We start from the raw sequence: 18,496 nt of genomic DNA, 5'->3' as shown, positions 1-18,496 counted from the left end.
ATCAAGCCAGCATATCTGTACGACATGACGCGGTACAACAAAATACAATATGGCATAACAAAGAGCACCCTCCCGAATATACGAAGGGGTACTCTTTGTATTCTTTGTGCACTGCACGTCAAGTGGATTAGATATCTCCGCGCTGCTCGAACAATTGAGCGATCTCTACAATGACACGGGTGGCCTTCACCATATTGTCTACCGATACATATTCAAATTTGCCGTGGTAGTTCTCACCACCAGTGAAGATATTTGGTGTAGGCATGCCCATATAGGATAGTTGGGAACCGTCTGTTCCTCCCCGGATGGGGCGAATAACAGGTTCGATGTCCAATCGTGTCATGGCTTCATGGGCAATGTCCACGATCTGGCGTACGGGTTCAATTTTCTCACGCATGTTATAGTACTGGTCATTCAATTCAACCGTGATGCTTTTCTCTCCATACTTGGTCTTCAGTTCGTTCGCGATATTCAATAGATTTGTTTTGCGCTCTTCAAACTTCTCCCGGTCGAAATCACGGATGATGTAGCTCATCTTTGTCAGTTCAACGTCACCCTCCAGAGACAACAGATGGTAGAAACCATCATAACCGTCCGTGAATTCAGGAGCTTCCTCCACAGGCAGGCGTCGATTCAATTCCATCGCAATTTTCAGGGAGTTCACCATCTTATCCTTCGCTGTTCCGGGATGCACATTGGTGCCTCGTACGGTGATTTTAGCGGCAGCTGCGTTAAAGCTCTCGTATTCCAGTTCACCAAGTGGTCCGCCATCGACTGTGTACGCATATTTGGCTCCAAAAGCAGCTACATCAAACTTGTGCGGTCCACGGCCAATCTCTTCATCCGGGGTAAAAGCAACCCGAATCTTACCGTGTTTCACTTCCGGGTGCTCAATCAGATAGGCCATCGCCGTCATGATCTCGGCAATGCCTGCCTTATTATCTGCACCAAGCAACGTTGTACCATCGGTTGTGATCAGGGTGTGGCCTTTATACTCGTGCAGTTCCGGGAAATCCTTGTTGGACAGCACTACATCCAGTTCCGAGTTCAGCACAATGTCAGCACCGTCGTAGTTATCGATAACCTGTGGTTTAACATTTTTGCCAGTAAAGTCGGTCGCTGTATCGAGGTGAGCCAGGAAACCAATTACGGGAACATCCTTGTCGGTATTGGATGGCAGTGTAGCCATGACATAACCATTCTCATCCATCGTCACATCTTGCAGACCAATGGAGGTACATTCTTCAACGAGCAGTTTGCCCAAGGCCAGTTGGCCGTGTGTGGAAGGGCATGTCTCGCTATTTTCATCGGATTGGGTATCCATCTGAACATAAGTACTCAGTCTTTGAATTAATATATCTTTCATATAATAACCTCTCCCTAGCTTGAGTAGTATTTAAGTTGAGCTACTTGTTTTTACACTGATCCACTATGAGGCCAGAATAACCTTCTGATCGCTGTTATCCCCAGATTTTTTGATCCACTTTTACAAAGGTGAAAATCTGAGGATAAAGGCGAACGCTCCGCTTCTACAGGTTATTTCTGCCCTCTCCGTTATCGTGTAACCGTTAGTCACAACTTATGTAAATTGGGTATAGTAATTATTGTGGTTCTCTACGGTTATCATATCATGTTTTGCAGTCATTTCCAGAATGGGGTAGATCGGAAATAGGAGGATGACTAGGTATCAAAAAGGGTACCAAGGCACAAAAATGTACGTACTTGTGTTTCCATACGTCAGGTTCATAATAAATGATGAAGAAAGGATGGGTTCTAGACATGCCATTTATCACGGTTAAGGTACTGGAAGGCAAGTCGGTTGAGCAGAAACGTCAGTTGATTGAACGTATGACTCAGGTGGCTTGTGAGACACTGGATGTTGATCCGAGCAAAGTCTTTATCTTCATTGAGGATTTGGAGAAGGACAATTACGGCAAGAACGGAAAACTGTTTTCGGACTTAGACAAATAAGTAAGGCTTCATATATATCATGATCATGGAACAGGAGATGTAGAATTAATGACTGAACAATTATTTTCCCCTTATCAATTCAAGAGTCTGCAATTAAATAACCGTGTCGTCATGGCACCAATGTGCCAATATTCTGTCACTGCGAAGGACGGCATTCCGAACGATTGGCATCAGGTTCACTATGTGAGCCGTGCGGTTGGAGGAACAGGACTGATTGTAATCGAGATGACCGATGTAGATCCGGATGGACGTATTACGGATAATGACTTGGGTATATGGTCAGATGAGCATGTGCCTGCCTTCACCAAACTTGTAGATGGAATTCATGCCTACGGCTCCAAAGTAGCTATTCAGATCGCACATGCAGGACGAAAAGCAGAGGATGCAGCGCAGCCGGTTGCTCCATCGGTAGTTACATTCCCGGGAGAAAAGTACAAGGAACCTCGTGCATTAAGTACGGAAGAGGTAGAAGCTATGGTGCAGAAGTTCGCAGACGGTGTTCGCCGCGCAGTCCAGGCTGGAGTCGATACCATTGAGTTGCACGGTGCCCATGGATACCTGATCCACCAGTTCCATTCCCCGCTGATGAACCATCGTGAGGATGTATATGGGCAGGATCTGTCCCGTTTCGGCGTTGAAGTCATTCGGGCAGTGAAAAAAGAAATGCCAGCAGATATGCCGCTAATTATGCGGATTTCGGCTGTCGAATACGCGGATGGCGGGTATGATATCGACCATACGATCAATATCGCTCGTGCTTACCAAGACGCAGGCGTGGACATGTTCCATATCAGTTCAGGTGGCGAAGGACCTTCGGGACAGCGGAAACCGGGGAACTATCCGGGGTATCAGGTACCATTTGCCCGTCGCTTCCGTGAAGAACTTAACGTTCCTGTCATCGCAGTGGGTATGCTGGAGGATGCAGCATTGGCTCAGGCGGTGATTGGAAACGGCGACGCGGATCTGGTTGCCGTGGGCAGAGGCATGCTGCGTGATCCGTACTGGGCGAACCATGCCGCTCTGGAACTGGGTGTCAGCAAGGATCAAGCTGCCATTGCGGAGCAATATTCTCGTGGATACTAATTTGCACTAACAGTTACACTTGCCACTCCGATGACAGAATAACCTTCCGATCGCTGTTATCCTCAGATTTTTTGATTCACTTTTTCAAAGGTGCAAATCTGAGTAAAGGCGAAGTGTATGCTTTCGATGCAGCTTTCTTGCAGAAAGCTTGTAGCGTCGCTTCTTCAGGCTATTTCTGTCCTCTGCGTTCTCGTGTAAATGTTATTGCAAATCTTATATAGTAAATCAGGCCACAGCATGGGTTAAAACTCATGCTGTGGCCTGATTTGTATGATGAGAAGCATGTATACTAAATTACGGATGACTGCGTTCTTCGAGTTGCTTCATAGACGAATTTTTGATTCGACTGTGTAGGTGGCTGATTCGGGTTGAAATCGGCGTACACTTTAATGTCAGAGAAACCAATGTTTTCGAGAATGAGGCGTAACTCTTCTATGCCGTACCAACGTAGAGTGAGTTGTTGCAGCTCCGTAGCAACAAGAGAACCCTGATGCCATTGTTCGTAGCGGATCAGACTCACTTTGTACTGTTGAAGAAGGTTCACTTCAATGTTTTTCACTTCTACCGTGATTGTATCGCCATCGGGTAATGAAACGGTTGATGTTTCCACAGAAGAGGGTTGTGTCACATCGGGCAGAAACAGATCAAACACAAGCCTGCCGCCAGGTTCTAAATGCTGAAATAGATTACGTAATACGTTAATCGACGCCTGTCTGTCTTGGATGAGGAGCAGAGAACCTCCGGGAATGATAATTGCCTCGTATCGATATGGAAGGTCAAGCTCCTCCAGATCGGCAACGAACAGCTCAGGCATAGGTAATGCCCGCTCGGTGCAACGAGAACGGCAAGAGTCAATCATATCGGTTGAATAATCAAGTCCATCCACCTTCAGGCCTGCCTCAAGCAAAGGAATGAGCACTCGGCCTGATCCCGACATGGCTTCAAGGATCCGTCCTTTGCAGCGCTGAAGATAGTGACGATAGAATTCGATGTCTCCTCCCCAGGAGTATCCCACGGGTTTGGTTAGATCATAAACGGCAGTGCACAATGGACCATAATAACTGAAAGACATCGTGTAAGTATCCCCCACATTTTGATGTAATGAATTGCAAAAGGGGAAGGGAATACGTTAAAATAATCCCTTCCGGCAACGGTTGGAATTGGATTTTTCAGAGCAGACTATCATAGGAATCACGCACCTTTTATGTAATATGTTCCAATTATAGGGTGGGGATAAAGCGGAGGTCAACTTCTATTCGGGTAGTTATACGAAATGAAATGTATAAGGAGGTGATTCGAATGGATTCATCATCAAGTTCATCAAGTGCACTGCCAGATATCCGGCAGGAACTTGTGCTCCATGCACCTGTAGAGAAGGTGTGGGAGATGGTCTCGACCGAGCAGGGACTGAAAACCTGGTTCATGCCGGGCAATCTGGAACCTGTGGAGGGTCATGAGTTTATATTGGAAGCAGGCCCCTTCGGCCAATCACCATGTCAGGTGACGGAAGTTCTTCCGCTGCACAAGCTGTCATTCCGCTGGGGTAAGGACTGGACGTTGACGTTCCAACTGAATGAACAGCCCGAAGGTACGGATTTCACACTGATTCACAGCGGTTGGGATGCGGATAAACTGACTGAGTTTGGACAGGCCCACGCCATCGTACGCGAACGTATGGAACAGGGATGGGCCGGAATCGTTCAGAAGCTTGCCCAAGTTGTTAAATAAATCTTCATTCAATCAACCCCAGGCCATTTCGCCCGTTCATTCCGGTGAAATTCGGCCTGGGGTTTCTTGGTTTACCAAGAGCTGGCGAAAACAGATAGAGATCCTTCAAATTATAACGAATTTGACCGATTATGATACGGAAACTATTTCCGTGAGCACCAGAAACGTGTAACATGAATTTTAGTGATAAATCGACAAAATTAGACGTCTCTCGCCATTGTGGATGGAAGGAATACATAGATGAGAAAACACTGGATTATGCTGACCATAAGTTTTATATGCATTGTCATATTTCCGCTAGGCTGGATTGCCCAGACGTTAATTAACGAGCGTGGTAATCCCCAGGCTATGGATGGAAAAATTGACCTGACCCAATGGAACTTTGATCGTATGGGTGCAGCGTCTTTAAAGGGAGACTGGGATTTCTACCCCGGTCAGTTGCTGAGCCCGGCAGATATTGAAGCGAGTGTATCTGGCCGTAAGCCATTGCCTGCTTCGTCTGGTACTCAGGTTCCGGCCCGATGGAACCAATCTCTGGGGCAAGCGCATGGGTATGGGACCTATCATTTGCAAGTCCAGCTTACACCCCGAACGACGAAAAACGATTATGGTATACGCACGCGGAATATACGCATGGCACACCGGGTATTTATTGATGGTAAAGAGATTGGCGGCAAAGGCCTGCCAGGAATGACACCGGGAACAGATTTACAATTAAATCTGCCCTTTACAGGATTCACGTCCATTGAGGGCAACACGGCTGACATTATCATTCAGGTATCGAACTATAGTTATTCTTCTGGGGGCATTGTGGCGCCCATTTTGTTTGGAGACGAGCATAGTATTCTGAAAAGCCAGCAACAAGATTGGCTCAAGGATCTGATGACCTTATTTGGTTTTATCTTGCCAGCCGCCTTTTTTCTACTTCTGTTCAGATTAAGGCGTACGGAGAGGGAGCTTCGTTTCCTCGGATTATTCAGCCTTTCTGGTGCGGTATACGCTCTGACCCATGGGGAGAAGTTACTGGGAACGTTTGTACCGTTCCTGACCAATAATGAGATGCTTCGGATTCAACTCCTTAGTTCAGCCTTTGCGTATTACTTTTTACTTCGGTATATGGATGCCCGTGTACCGGGAGCGGTTCATCAGTGGTTTGTTCGATTGGCTGTCGTGCTAATCGTTGCCCAAACCATTGTGGGTCTAACGCTTCCTCCGACGCTTTTCTCGACTTTTGAGATTCCTATGCTGCTGATCTCGCTTGTTGTCATGTTCTATTCACTGCGAGCCATGTTCTATTGGTTAAAAGGACGTAACAATGACAGCCATTTTGCACTGGTGAGCATGATGAGCATACTCATGGTTGTTGTGCTACACACGATTGGTGCGTTTACTGCCGTAGACACAGCATTCTTCGCGCTGATTGAACTTTTATTATTTGTAATTGCCCAGATGATTGTGACCGCAATCCGTTTCGCACAATCTTTCCGGGACGTGGAAGCCCTGTCGGAGCGATTACTTGCCATTGACAGCCTCAAGGACGAGTTCATGGCGAACACGTCGCATGAGCTGCGAACTCCCCTGCACGGCATTATTAATATTGCGCAATCGATGCTGGAAGGAGCTGCCGGAGCAGTTACGCCCAAGCAAGCCAAAAATCTGTCCATGATTACTTCAACCGGCAAGCGCCTGTCACTGCTGGTTAACGACATTTTGGATTTTGCCAAATTAAAAAATAGTGAAATTGAGTTGAAACGGGTAGCTGTTGATCTGGAATCCGTTGCTCGTACTGTGGTTGAAGTCTCGGGTTTCACGTTTGAAGACAAGCCGGTTATATTGATTCAACAATGGCCCCAGTCCTTGCCACTTGTTGAGACAGACGAAGATCGCCTAAGGCAAGTTCTGTATAACTTGCTGGGTAACGCCTATAAGTATACTGAGCAGGGTGAGATTCGATTGTACGCTAGTGTTGAAGGGGATTGGGTGAAGGTATCAGTCGCTGATACAGGGGTGGGTATTGCCTTGGACAAACAGGAGGATATCTTCCAGGCGTATGAGCAGAGTAACGGCACGATTGAGCGATTGAATCATGGAACCGGACTGGGTCTGAGTATTACGCGAAAACTCGTTGAACTTGGCGGTGGTGAGATCTGGGTTGAATCGGAGCCGGGGCAAGGTTCGATCTTTCATTTCACCCTGCCTGTGATGAAGTTGCCTCTGCTGCAATCTCATTCGAAACCAACTGTGGCACGATATGTTGCTGCACAGGGGGCGGGAGCAAAGGAGTTTGTGACAAGAGAGTCAGATGAGCAGGAAGATCTTGCAGAATCCGAGCACACGATTCTGATTGTAGACGATGATCCCGTCAATCGACAGGTTTTGCTTAACCTGTTATCGACGGAACGGTATCGTGTGATTGCAGCGGACAGCGGGTCCACTGCATTGAAACTCCGTGAAGAATTCCCGTCCATTGATCTTGTTATTACGGACTGGATGATGCCTAAGATGTCCGGGCTTGAGTTATGTCGCAAGCTGCGCGAGCACAGTTCCTTGTCTGAGTTGCCGATTCTGATGCTCACTGCCCGAGGGTTGCCTGAGGATATCAAACACGGATTTCAGGCGGGAGCCAATGACTTTCTGAGCAAACCGGTGGATGCTGGTGAATTGCGAGCCAGAGTTCGGACGTTAATTGAAATGCGGAGTTCGGTACAGGAAGCTATCCGGACCGAAATGGCCTTTTTGCAGGCCCAGATCAAGCCTCACTTCCTATATAATGCACTCAATGTCATTATCGCGACCTGTGCAGTGAATCCGGACAAAGCAACCGATCTGCTGATTGAACTCAGTCATTACCTGCGCGGAAGTTTTGACTTCCAGAACAGGGAGCAGCTTGTTCCTTTGACCAAAGAGCTGGAATTGGTGGAATCGTATGTGCATCTGGAACAGGCCAGATTTGAGGAAAGACTGGTGGTTGAATATGAGGTGGAACCGGATGTGCAGCTCTATCTGCCACCTCTAAGTATCCAGCCACTTGTGGAGAATGCCATTCGACACGGCGTGATGGAGCGGGCAGCCGGCGGGACAGTTCATCTTAGGATTTTCAAAGAGAGTGAGCATGTGGTCGTACAGGTTCAGGATGATGGTGTGGGTATCCCTCCCGAGCGTATGGCTCAGGTCAAGTCTGGGAACACCGAAGGTCCTGGAGGTGTCGGGCTGCAAAATATAAACCGTCGCCTGATGTCTCTCTATGGTCAAGGAATGGAGATTCATAGCCATGTGGGTAAAGGCACACAGATTCGGTTCCGCATCCCTGTGCAAAAGGTGGATTATGCCAAATAGTGTGCCGAGTTAAGCAATTATGGTTAACAGACTAGGGGGTGTCTGAAAACTCCGAAGGAAGCAGATTTTGCCGAATTTTCGTTCCAAGCCAGGAAGTTTTACGCAGGCGTGCCGGGGCACGTCAAGGGAAAGTGACGCAGCAGGGGGCGAAAAGGCGGTAAAAGATGCACTTCAGCGAGTTTTGAGACACGCCCTAATAAGCGGATGCCGATAAAATCGGCATTCTAATTGAATCTTTCATGGCAGGAGGCTGAAAGAACGGTGAGAGCCATTGTGATCGATGATGAGAAGCCAGCGCAGCTTCATCTGGAGCGACTACTACGAACGGACGGACGAATTACACCCGTGCAATGTTTTTCGACAGCTCGTGATGGTCTGCATTTTCTGGCAAAGGAACGTGTAGATGTTGTATTTTTGGACATTGGAATGCCGGAGATGAATGGCCTGGAAGCGGCTGAATATATACAGCAATTGGATCAGAGTATTCGTATTATCTTTGTTACGGCTTATGCGGACCATGCAGTGGAAGCATTTGAACTGCATGCACTGGATTATGTACTGAAACCGGTAAGCTCGACCCGATTGTCCAAAACCGTTGATCGAATCGCGGGCATAATGTCGCATCATTCCCAAGTTGCAGCCACCGCCGAGGTACAGGGATCGGAACCCGTACCTGTGGAGTTGGATACTGAAGTTCCGGGGCTGCTAACGTTCAAACATCTGGATATCTACAGAAGTTTGGATCAGGGTGCCAAGAAACATAAGTGGCGCACAACCAAATCACAGGAATTGTTTGCTTTTTTGTTTCATCACAGGGAAGAATGGGTAAGCAAGGAGATTCTGCTGGATAAGCTATGGGGTGATGTTTCCCAGGAAAAGGGATTAACCCATCTACATACTTCCGTGTACCAGATTCGAAAGCTTTTTAAGGAATGGAACATGACAGGCAAGCTGGAGTACAATATGAACCGTTATCGTCTGTTATCAGGCAATCTGGTAAGTGATGTGGATCAATTTGAAAAAGCCATGGTCTACAACGTCATCACATCAGACAATATTGGTGACTTGAAGCATATGATTCCGCTTTATCGTGGCGATTATCTGGAAGAGCATGATTATCGTTGGGCACAGGCCAAAGCAAGGGAACTCAGACGCAAGTATACAGCGCTGGTTATGGATATCGCGAGATGGGACATGGAGCATGGGCGTGGCAAGGAAGCGATTGAGCAATTAACGATATTACAGGAACGGGAGCCTTATTCGGAAGAGATCTGCCGACTCATGATGGAAGTGTATGCATCCATGGATGATCAGCAAGGCATACTTCGTTTGTATCATTCATTTACATTGACATTAAATGAGGATCTGGGACATCAGCCAGAGCCGGAAACAAGCAGGTTATATCAGAGCCTGACGGATAAATAGACGTAAGATCAGACAGGAGGGTGGGGCATGAAGCTATTCATACACCGCAAAGACTTGCGTACGGATGATCTGGCCGCATTCGACTATTTGCGGGAACACCAAGAAGAGAGTGTGCATATTCTCATCTATGATTCATTCCTCCTGCGGCAAGGCCGAGAGAAGGAACACAGCGGTGTGAATTTCAGGCAGCACGCAGCGGAATTAGGCAGGCAGTATCTTGAAGCCAAACGAAAACTGCATGTTGCTTACGGCAAACCGGCTGAAGTGGTTGAATTCATCCTGAACGAATTCAAAGGTGAGATTGACGAGATTGTGGTCCATCGGGACATGACGCCATATGCAATCGAGCGGGATAGGGCCATACGCAAAGTCAGTGAGGCACGCGAGGTTTCGTTCACACAACTGACAGATCATCTGCTGATGGATCTGAATGGATTCGCGAATTTCACGGGCAAGTCGGAGCCTTATAAGGTATTTGCGGCTTTCCATCGGCGGTGGGTGGAATTCATGAATGAACATCCCAATCCTCCTTCGGCAACAACCGTTGCCGAGTTGAAGGTGAGTGATCGTCCGATTGAATGGCCGGATGCGATGAGGGTACCTTCAGAGTTGCTGGAGGGCAGTGGTTCGAATGACGAGGACCCGCATCTGCTGTTGGATGAATTCTTATCGGATCGAATTGCTGAATATGGGGATCATCGAGATGAATATGAGGCTTACGAGCCGAGTCATCTCAGTTCGTATGTAGCGGTTGGAGCCGTGTCTATCCGCAAAATGTACGATGCCGCGAATCGCACGGCGGAAGCTGGAGAGTGGATCAGGCAGCTGTGTTTCCGCGACTTCTATCTGTATCGGGCGGTCTATGAGAGTCACTATTTTACATATGAAAAGGTGTACGATCTCTCGTCCCTCCATGACGATCATTTTGAACGGTGGTGCAAGGCGGAGACAGGCATTCCAATTATTGATGCAGCTATGACGGAACTGAATGAAACCGGACATATGCCAAACCGGTTGCGGATTCTCACGGCGATGTTTCTCACCAAAAACCTGCAATGTCCGTTTACCTTGGGTGAAGCCTATTTCAGGCGCAAGCTGAGTGACTATGATAACATTCAGAACCGTGGTAACTGGCTATGGTGTGCCTCGCTTGGGGAGAATGCGGCTCCGTATTTTCGGGTGAACAACCCGGTAACGCAGTCCGAGAAATATGATCCGCAAGGCGATTATATTCGCAAGTGGTTGCCTGAATTGAAAGACTTGCACAGCAAAGACATTCATCAGCCGCGCAAGGATGCCATTGTGGATCTAAAGGCATCAAGACAGGCAGCAATTGAGGTGTACAAACAGATTCTGGCGAGTCGTGGGAAGTAGACTCAGTCAGGGGCGTGATCATGTCCCAACCCAAATTTACCATTCTCATCCGGTTGATCCAATATTCATTTGGTTGAGAGCAGGATGTTCCACAGACCGCGTACTCGCGGTCTTTTTTACATATATAGACATGAAAATAGTGTGAAATGTGTTGGAAATTTAGTAATTGTTAAGAAAATGGACTATCCATCTTAAGCATTATGGCTTTTAATAGATAGAGAGCTTTATTGTATTAAGTCATATCTGACATATTGACGAACACATTAAGGAGAAACGTAAACATGAGTGAAACAATGAAAAGAGAGCGAATCCCAGAGCTTAATCTGGTGCGTGCCATGGCAATTATCGGCGTACTGTGCGTGCATTCCACGTCCTATGCCACGGTGGACATGACGGGTTCAGGCTACTACTGGCTGTACAACTTTATTAATATCTTTATGAAATATGGTACGCCAACCTTTATTTTTATGAGCAGTTTTGTACTGTTCTATAACTATTATTCCCGTCCGCTGGATAAGAAACTCGTAAGTAATTTTTACAAGAAAAGATTCGTGTATATATTGCTTCCGTATTTCCTGTTTTCATTAATGTATTTTGTGTTGCTGCATTTCACGCATTATCAGGGCCGACCTTTCGGCGAATCGGCAGTAAGTTTTATCACGAAATTGTTTACAGGTAAGGCCTATACACATCTGTACTTTGTGTTTATTAACATGCAATTTTATCTGTTATTCCCATTGGTGTTATGGTTGCTTAAGAAATATCCTTCTGTGGTGAAATGGTCTGTTCCGATTGGACTATTGATTCAATGGGCATTCATCGTAAGTAATAAATATGGATTCCAGGTACCCAACAAGGGAAGCTGGGCTTTCTCGTATTTTTCCTATTTCATGCTGGGTGCTTTTATCGGGGTGTATTTCCCTAAAATCAAGCAATGGTTTGTCATCAGTCGGGCCAATGCAACCAAAGGGCGCGTAGCTTCATGGATTCTGCTCTGGGCGGTGTGGATCATTGCCGGACTTGGCCATGTGTATATCTATTATCTGCTGCGTCTGAAGATCGCAACGTATAACACACTGTGGTATGAATTCTTCTGGAATGTGCATACCTTTGCTTGTGCGCTGGTGCTTATCCAGATTGCCTATCTGCTCTATCGCAAAGGGCCGTCACTCATCGTCAAGCCGCTGAATCGGCTTGGGGCATTGTCTTTTGGCATCTATCTGATTCACCCCTTCTTCCTGCTGGTGTATCGTGAATTTCCACCGCAAACAGGAGTCTCCTGGTTAGTGCATCTGTGGTATGCGGGAGGATTCGGTGTAGCTCTGATCGCTTCGTGGATTGTCGTTGGATTGACGGCAAGGTTCGTTCCCTATGCATGGGTCATCTTTGGCAATCTGCCAAAACCGAAACCGCGACTGGTCCCACAACAGAACTCGGGCCAACTGGACGTTTGATAAGATGTATTTCCAACACAGGAATAATAAACCGTTTCTTGGTCGACCTTAGGGGAGATCAGGAAGCGGTTTTTTTGATGTATGCAGATATGTGTAATGTGGGGAACGAGTGTTTCTTTTTCATGGTTGATGGGTAATCATAAGGCGGAACGATAATACATTATGGATAACAGGATTAAGGTGAATAACATGACAACATGCGAAAAATGCGGGAGACCGATGCAGGATATATTGGAATATGTGGAACACATTCTTCACGAATGCAGTGAACAGATACAGGAGTACAACTCGAAAGATTATCAGGCCTTTGGCCATGAGGGTGTTCGCGAGCAGATGTGATACAATAGAAAGAAACCGGATTCATACGGAACCGAGGTGACAACATGGAGACGGGTCCAGCCCCTTTCCGGCAAGGAAAGACGGAACAAGAAGCGCGACTGAGCAAAACGTGTATGTATTGCGGACAACAGCGGCCGATGTCCGAATTCCGGCGCAGAACCGGAAAGCGGGCAGGTCCCGGAGCCAGGCGGGGAGCCTGCCGCAGCTGTCGCCAGCTTGGTGGACAGGCTGCTGATCACGAGTCAGGTTCAAGCGTCGGACGAACGAATGAACGGATGGAGCGTCAACGGGATGGCTTAGAGACACGTGCTGTTACTGCCAGACCCTCTGCATCTGCGAGAAATGAGGCAGGTCGTACCTCCCACGGTATGGAGCATGGAGCTGCTACGGTGTCTCAGTCTGACAGAAGTCTGGTGTCTCAATCGTCAGTAGACTCAAGTTCTTCGAATGACGATGAACGCGCTGAATTGGTGACTTCGCCCCCCTCTTCTTCGGGTATACGGAAGAAGAGGAGAAGACGGAGGAAGAGCAACCGATCGGAGAGCATAACGGGAAATGAACTGAGAGAGACGAGTCTGGAGCAGGATGGCTCGGCGGGTGAGGTAGGAGATGAGCCACAGCCAGGTGAGCACTGGCGTGGGGAAGAAGGGCATTCGCAGGGGCATGCTGCTGCGAATGAAAAAGGCACTGCACAGCGGGCTGGCGCGCGCGCAGCCGCTGCAGTGCAGGCAGCCGAACAAGCTGCGGCGGCCCACCAAGCTCTGCTGCCTGCTGAGCCGCAAGGCCCGGCAGCAGAGCCCATGGCTGCGGATCAACCGACCGCAGCCAAACGCAAGCGCAAGCGGCGCCGCAAGCGTGCTGGCGCGCTCGCGCCCGGCGCAGGGCAGGCCCGCAGCGTAGCTGCTGAGGCCCATGCGCCGGCACTGAGCGACCGTGGCGATGCCACCACGGTCGTTGCACCTACGGCGGCGGAGGCACAGCCTGCCGCCACCGGGCGCGAGCCTGGGCAAGCGCCGGGGGCTGCTACGGAGGCAGGGCCTCCTGCGCCCGTGCGCCAGCCTGGCTCGCCAGGGTCCAAGCCGCGCCAGGCGCGCAAGGAGCGTGCGCCCAAGGCGAACGGCGAAGACGCTGCCCGCGGTGCATCCGGGCAGCGACCCGCGCATGCCAGCCGCAGCCACGGCGCTGGCACGGATGGCCGTCCCCGCCGCCAGACCCCGTCGGCTCCGGTAGCCATCGACCCGGAAGATCCGGCTTCGCTCCGGACCAACCGACAAGGCATGGTACGGATGCGTGGCAAAACGGACAAGGGACGTCGCTGGCATCAGGAAGTGGACATGGAACTCGCGGTCACACTGGTGAAGGAAAAAGCTGCTGTGGTGGTCAATCGGTACACGATTCGCCGATTGTTCAGCAACAAGGATTTCAAGCGGTATATTCTGACGCGGGATCACTACACTTGTTACTTCTGTGGATCGTATGGGGATACAATCGACCATCTGCTGCCGCGTGCCAAAGGTGGACATACCACCCCGCTTAACTGTGTCTGCGCCTGCAATCTCTGCAACCAGTCCAAAGCGGCAATGGATGCTGAAGAGTTCATGCGTTCCGGGATTCCCGAATGGAATGCTGCCCATCAGGCAGAATTGATTGAACTCGCAATGCAGGAAGCGCAGCTGGAATGAGGATGATATACTCCCGAAGATGAAATCGGGTTTTAATATGAAGAGCACACCAAGACCACAAGAGGGTCGGGGTGTGCTTTTTGGATTTCATTTAGATTTTGGTGGGAAGTCAGTTCACTGTGCAATAAATTTCTTCAAATTGACAACGGTGTTCATCGAAGATGTACGTTATACTGGGAGGGAGTTACGTAAGAAGCTTCATCATTCAGTTGAATGATGAAATGTATAGTGAACATCAAGCCTAAGAACATAGACTGTATAGATTGGATGGATGCAGATGACCCCAGCAGCATTGGATATTATGTCATATATTACGGAAGAAAATATTCGTTTCTGGCTGGAGAAGTTTCGCTCCCTGGGCCCGTTACCGGGAATTTTGCTTACGTTTATGAAATCATTTGTACCGCCGCTTCCAACGCTGTTGATTGTGGGTGTAAACGGCGCGGTATACGGTCTGTGGGCAGGGTTTTTATATTCATGGATCGGCATGGTCCTCGGTTGCACTGTTACATTCCTGATCGTACGGGAGATTGGGAAATCCGCTTTTGTGGAACGATGGGCACGCAAACCTCGTGTGCAACGCAGCATGGTGTGGATTCGAAGGAATGCATTCAGTTATGTTTTTCTGCTGAGTATCTTCCCGGTAGGTCCATTTGTCATTATTAATGTGGCGGCAGGTATCGCGCGAATGCGATTGTTATCCTTCCTGCTGGCAGTGGGCTGTGGTAAAGCGATCATGATTTTCTCTGTGACGTATATCGGTTCCAATGTGGAACAATTTCTGGAGCACCCTGTACGCTGGGTAGGTGTATTACTGTTCATTGCGGTATCTCTGTGGGCAAGCCGCAAACTGGAGCGACATTTTACCCGGTCATCGTTAGATAGTGAAGATCTACATGATCTGAATCAACCAGCGGGAAAATCGATTTCCTCATAAACAAAGGAATATCAGTGTTCAGATATAGTTTCTGTCAATATTGACGTTAGCTTGAAGGAGGATCAGCATGATTGATGATATCTTTGCTTTCAGTCGATGGTTGAATCGCATGAATGAGAATGAACTTCGTTCAGCACTGCGTGTGCTTTATATGAAATCAGCACAGGTGGTCAAGCGGCAGGAAGAGCAAGGCGAAAAGGTGGATTTTGCGGACGCGGTACAGTCACTGTTTAGGAATATGGATACCCCGTTTGATTTGGGGCGTCTGGAACAACAAGCTCTCGCCGAGGTCGACAAGCCAAATGAAATTCATATTACGTTTGGAGAATCACCTCTGAGTAGTCTGAAAATGGGAATGAGCACGTTACCTAATCAGGAAAAGCGGAGCTTTTTCTCTATGGATGATGATTATGCTGTGGGTCCGTTAGGTGATCTGGCCCATCGTGCAGATTTGCAGCGCAGGCATCTTTGGCTGACCGAACGAATGTGTCTCAGTGACCGCGAGGCTTATGCCATGCATGAGCTTGAATCAATATATGAGCTTAACTCCACAATGCAGTCTATTGATTCCAAGACGTCAATCATCATCTGGTATTCGAATAATGCACGTGAGAAGACGGGACTGCTCTATGCGATGCATCTATTGCGCAGCAGTAAGAGTCCAATATATCTGATCGAAACGAGCGGCTTATATCAGCAATTATTCAATAGACCTGATGTTCAATATGATGTGCTCCACACAGGCGAGATTCTTCCGGAAAAGCTTCTGGCGATGTGGCAAGTCTGCTCTGGGCAAGAGCCGCTGTCCAAGCAAGAACGCCTCCAACTGGAACAGGATTGGCTGGAACTTTCGGTACAGCCCGGACTATTGCGTATGATGGAGAATGGTGAGATTCGAAGTCTACCTGAAGATGCGTTGGACGAGTACATTATGCAGAAGGTAAGGGAACTGGCACCGAACTGGGAGCCAGGAAAGTATATCCGAGCAGCTCGTATTGTGGGCGAAGTGATTGGGACGAGCAGCCAGCATATAGGTGATGCGTTCGTGGAGTACCGTCTACGACAACTGGTGCTGAAAGGCCGACTTGAGATGGATGGAAAGCCACTTGCAATGAGGTATTACAGTGTTCGGCCTGCCGAACGCTGAAAGGCCTAAGGCTGAAACGTACGGATAGAAATCAAGATACGTGATCGAATAGTTTGAAAAAAGATCTGGGCATTTCCTTCCGCAATCAGGAAGGTTATCACGAAGTTTCTCCGATACCAGATGTTTATAATTCCCACTTAAATAGACTGTTCCACCGGTGGATAACTCCTACATTTCCGGGGAACAGTCTATTTGTTTCTCGTTAAAAACTGAACCAACTTCAACTGTGCATGGTCCAATAGTATTCTTTTCTTCATTTTCTTCATATCGGTTATGAATTCTTCCCATTCCAAATTTCCATGAGTGGCCCATCCTGACCATAGACAGGATCGGTATCCGGGATCGGAACCTCTCGGATTTCCTGAAGAGCCTTGGCACGATCGTTTTCCTCACCTGTGCGTGTGTTGTAACTCATGCCGCCCGGGTAAGCACCGGCAATACGAAAATCAGTACTGGCCTCCAGACGTTTATGCCCTGTCCCGGCAGGAAGCACGACAACGTCGCCTGTTTGAAGATAAACTTTCTGCCCATGTCCTCCGCCTAGAATCAGTTTCACGAATCCACTCACCACAGCAAGAGCTTCATGAGCATTACTATGATAATGATGATAATTGAACACACCATTCAACCAGCTATTTCCCCATCCATGACGGTTCAGCAACGATTCTGCATGAAAAGCCTCTTCAGCCCATACGTTTTTATACAAAAGCACAGGCAGGGTCGGATGATTGGGAATTACACCGTCATCCTGAAGGAATAACGTCTCTATGTCCTTTTTTCGTTCATTCATCTCACATCACCTCACTATAAATTACCCGATAACCTCAAGGACGAACAAAAAACAATTGTAAAATGATACAAAATGTATCATTTTAAGGTTATACTCAGTACATAAACTCTCTTCAATGCACTCGTTGTATAAATCGCAAGGGGGAATCGTGTGTGAACATTGTTATTACAGGGGCTTCTGGATTTGTGGGATTTAATCTTTCACAGTATTTGGCGCAAAAGGGGCATCGAATTACCCTTCTGGATCGGGATGATTATTGTCAGAGGCTGGTTCATATCTCTCCTCTGCATGAGATGCCGTTCATCTGTTGTAACCTTGCATCGGACCGGATTCATCTACCTCCAGGAACAGATTACATCATTCATCTGGCGGCCATGCCACACGTGGATTATTCGTATCATCAGCCAGGGGAAGTTTTCCGCAATAATACACTCAGCACACAGGCCATCCTGCAATATGCTACGGAACATCACATTCCAGTCTTGCTGGCTTCATCCGTTGAAGTGTATGGCGGTGATTGGGGCAGAGTCTATCATGAATCAGATCCGTATGCACCCGTCTCTCCTTATTCCGCATCCAAAGTTGCCTGTGAAATGCTGGCTCACTCCTACGCTCAATGTTACCAGCTTCCAGTCAAACTCTTTCGTTTGACCAACCTCTATGGACCCTGGCAATTACCAGACCGTATTATTCCCCGAAATTTTGGTCGGATGTTGGACGGACTGCCTCTGGATATTCAGGGATCGGCAGTGCGTGATTTCTTGTATGTGGATGATGCCCTCCGGGCCATTGAACAGATTATGCTGAAAGGCAAAGACGGACAGGTCTACAACATATCGACAGGGCTTGGAACAACCATGCAGGAGATCGGGGAGATATTGAAACCAATGGATCGATCCGTAGCTGCTGTAGAGATCCGGGAGCAAGAACCAACCCAGTCCAGAGGGTCGAGTCTGGTCGTGCACTCAGGCAGATTGCGAGCGGAATTGGGATGGTTACCGCAAACCACGTTGGAAAAGGGATTGGAAAAAACTTTCCGTTGGTATCGGGAACATCCCGAATGGGTCAGACAGTTCAGCCGTGAATACCATACAACAAGGGAAACGCGCAGTTTCATTATCGATATGGCAAGATACGCAGTTCCAGCAGTATAAAATGCACAAAAAAAGCCAGGGAAGGGTGTATTGAGTAACACCTTCCTTGGCTTTTTTGCGCCTCCGTCTCATTTTC

The 18,496-nt window shown here is 48.1% G+C and carries 15 protein-coding genes; 12 read left to right on the top strand and 3 right to left on the bottom strand.

Going from position 1 to position 18,496, the window contains the following annotated elements; translation table 11 throughout:
• Positions 1-127: 127 nt before the first annotated feature.
• The gene (gene pepT, locus MHB85_RS29840; protein ID WP_091012501.1) at positions 128-1,366 is read right to left on the bottom strand and encodes a peptidase T; all 1,239 of its coding nucleotides are present in this window, start codon (positions 1,364-1,366) and stop codon (positions 128-130) included.
• Positions 1,367-1,779: 413 nt separating this feature from the next.
• Between pepT and MHB85_RS29835 the strand changes: the two genes are divergently transcribed.
• On the top strand, positions 1,780-1,971 hold the full coding sequence (locus MHB85_RS29835) for a tautomerase family protein (RefSeq protein WP_017691642.1): 192 nt from the start codon (positions 1,780-1,782) through the stop codon (positions 1,969-1,971).
• Positions 1,972-2,019: 48 nt separating this feature from the next.
• The gene (locus MHB85_RS29830) at positions 2,020-3,054 is read left to right on the top strand and encodes an NADH:flavin oxidoreductase/NADH oxidase (RefSeq protein WP_210109384.1); all 1,035 of its coding nucleotides are present in this window, start codon (positions 2,020-2,022) and stop codon (positions 3,052-3,054) included.
• A 289-nt stretch (positions 3,055-3,343) separates the two neighbouring features.
• On the opposite strand, the gene MHB85_RS29825 is transcribed toward MHB85_RS29830, so the two are convergent.
• Entirely contained in the window at positions 3,344-4,126 is a 783-nt protein-coding gene (locus MHB85_RS29825; RefSeq protein ID WP_341074154.1) for a class I SAM-dependent methyltransferase, read from the bottom strand.
• A gap of 227 nt (positions 4,127-4,353) precedes the next feature.
• Here MHB85_RS29825 and MHB85_RS29820 point away from each other — a divergent pair, with 227 nt between their 5' ends.
• From MHB85_RS29820 to MHB85_RS29780, 9 genes are all read left to right on the top strand, one after another.
• Complete coding sequence (locus MHB85_RS29820) at positions 4,354-4,782, top strand: SRPBCC family protein (protein ID WP_341074153.1); 429 nt, start codon at positions 4,354-4,356, stop codon at positions 4,780-4,782.
• A gap of 258 nt (positions 4,783-5,040) precedes the next feature.
• Complete coding sequence (locus tag MHB85_RS29815) at positions 5,041-8,118, top strand: ATP-binding protein (protein WP_341074150.1); 3,078 nt, start codon at positions 5,041-5,043, stop codon at positions 8,116-8,118.
• Between the two features lie 261 nt (positions 8,119-8,379).
• Positions 8,380-9,543 (top strand): response regulator, encoded by a 1,164-nt coding sequence (locus MHB85_RS29810; RefSeq protein WP_341074148.1) that lies wholly within the window; start codon positions 8,380-8,382, stop codon positions 9,541-9,543.
• A gap of 27 nt (positions 9,544-9,570) precedes the next feature.
• A complete protein-coding gene (locus MHB85_RS29805; protein WP_105600408.1) occupies positions 9,571-10,917 on the top strand; it encodes a cryptochrome/photolyase family protein in 1,347 nt (448 codons plus the stop codon).
• Between the two features lie 281 nt (positions 10,918-11,198).
• The gene (locus MHB85_RS29800) at positions 11,199-12,371 is read left to right on the top strand and encodes an acyltransferase (RefSeq protein ID WP_341074146.1); all 1,173 of its coding nucleotides are present in this window, start codon (positions 11,199-11,201) and stop codon (positions 12,369-12,371) included.
• 189 nt (positions 12,372-12,560) lie between these two features.
• On the top strand, positions 12,561-12,710 hold the full coding sequence (locus tag MHB85_RS29795) for a hypothetical protein (protein ID WP_179198391.1): 150 nt from the start codon (positions 12,561-12,563) through the stop codon (positions 12,708-12,710).
• Positions 12,711-12,754: 44 nt separating this feature from the next.
• On the top strand, positions 12,755-14,392 hold the full coding sequence (locus MHB85_RS31255; protein WP_445739046.1) for an HNH endonuclease: 1,638 nt from the start codon (positions 12,755-12,757) through the stop codon (positions 14,390-14,392).
• Between the two features lie 301 nt (positions 14,393-14,693).
• Positions 14,694-15,329 (top strand): TVP38/TMEM64 family protein, encoded by a 636-nt coding sequence (locus tag MHB85_RS29785; RefSeq protein WP_341074145.1) that lies wholly within the window; start codon positions 14,694-14,696, stop codon positions 15,327-15,329.
• A 67-nt stretch (positions 15,330-15,396) separates the two neighbouring features.
• Positions 15,397-16,476 (top strand): DUF1835 domain-containing protein, encoded by a 1,080-nt coding sequence (locus tag MHB85_RS29780; protein ID WP_341074142.1) that lies wholly within the window; start codon positions 15,397-15,399, stop codon positions 16,474-16,476.
• Positions 16,477-16,747: 271 nt separating this feature from the next.
• Here the strand turns inward: MHB85_RS29780 and MHB85_RS29775 are convergent, their stop codons facing one another.
• On the bottom strand, positions 16,748-17,266 hold the full coding sequence (locus tag MHB85_RS29775) for a cupin domain-containing protein (protein WP_341074141.1): 519 nt from the start codon (positions 17,264-17,266) through the stop codon (positions 16,748-16,750).
• A 152-nt stretch (positions 17,267-17,418) separates the two neighbouring features.
• On the opposite strand from MHB85_RS29775, the gene MHB85_RS29770 reads away from it, so the two are divergent.
• Entirely contained in the window at positions 17,419-18,420 is a 1,002-nt protein-coding gene (locus MHB85_RS29770) for an NAD-dependent epimerase/dehydratase family protein (RefSeq protein WP_192135223.1), read from the top strand.
• Positions 18,421-18,496 lie beyond the last annotated feature (76 nt).

Source organism: Paenibacillus sp. FSL K6-4396, assembly GCF_038002525.1.
Lineage (GTDB): Bacteria > Bacillota > Bacilli > Paenibacillales > Paenibacillaceae > Paenibacillus > Paenibacillus amylolyticus_B.
The sequence above is the reverse complement of the archived record's forward strand: the minus strand, read 5'-3'. Positions and strand labels throughout refer to the sequence as shown.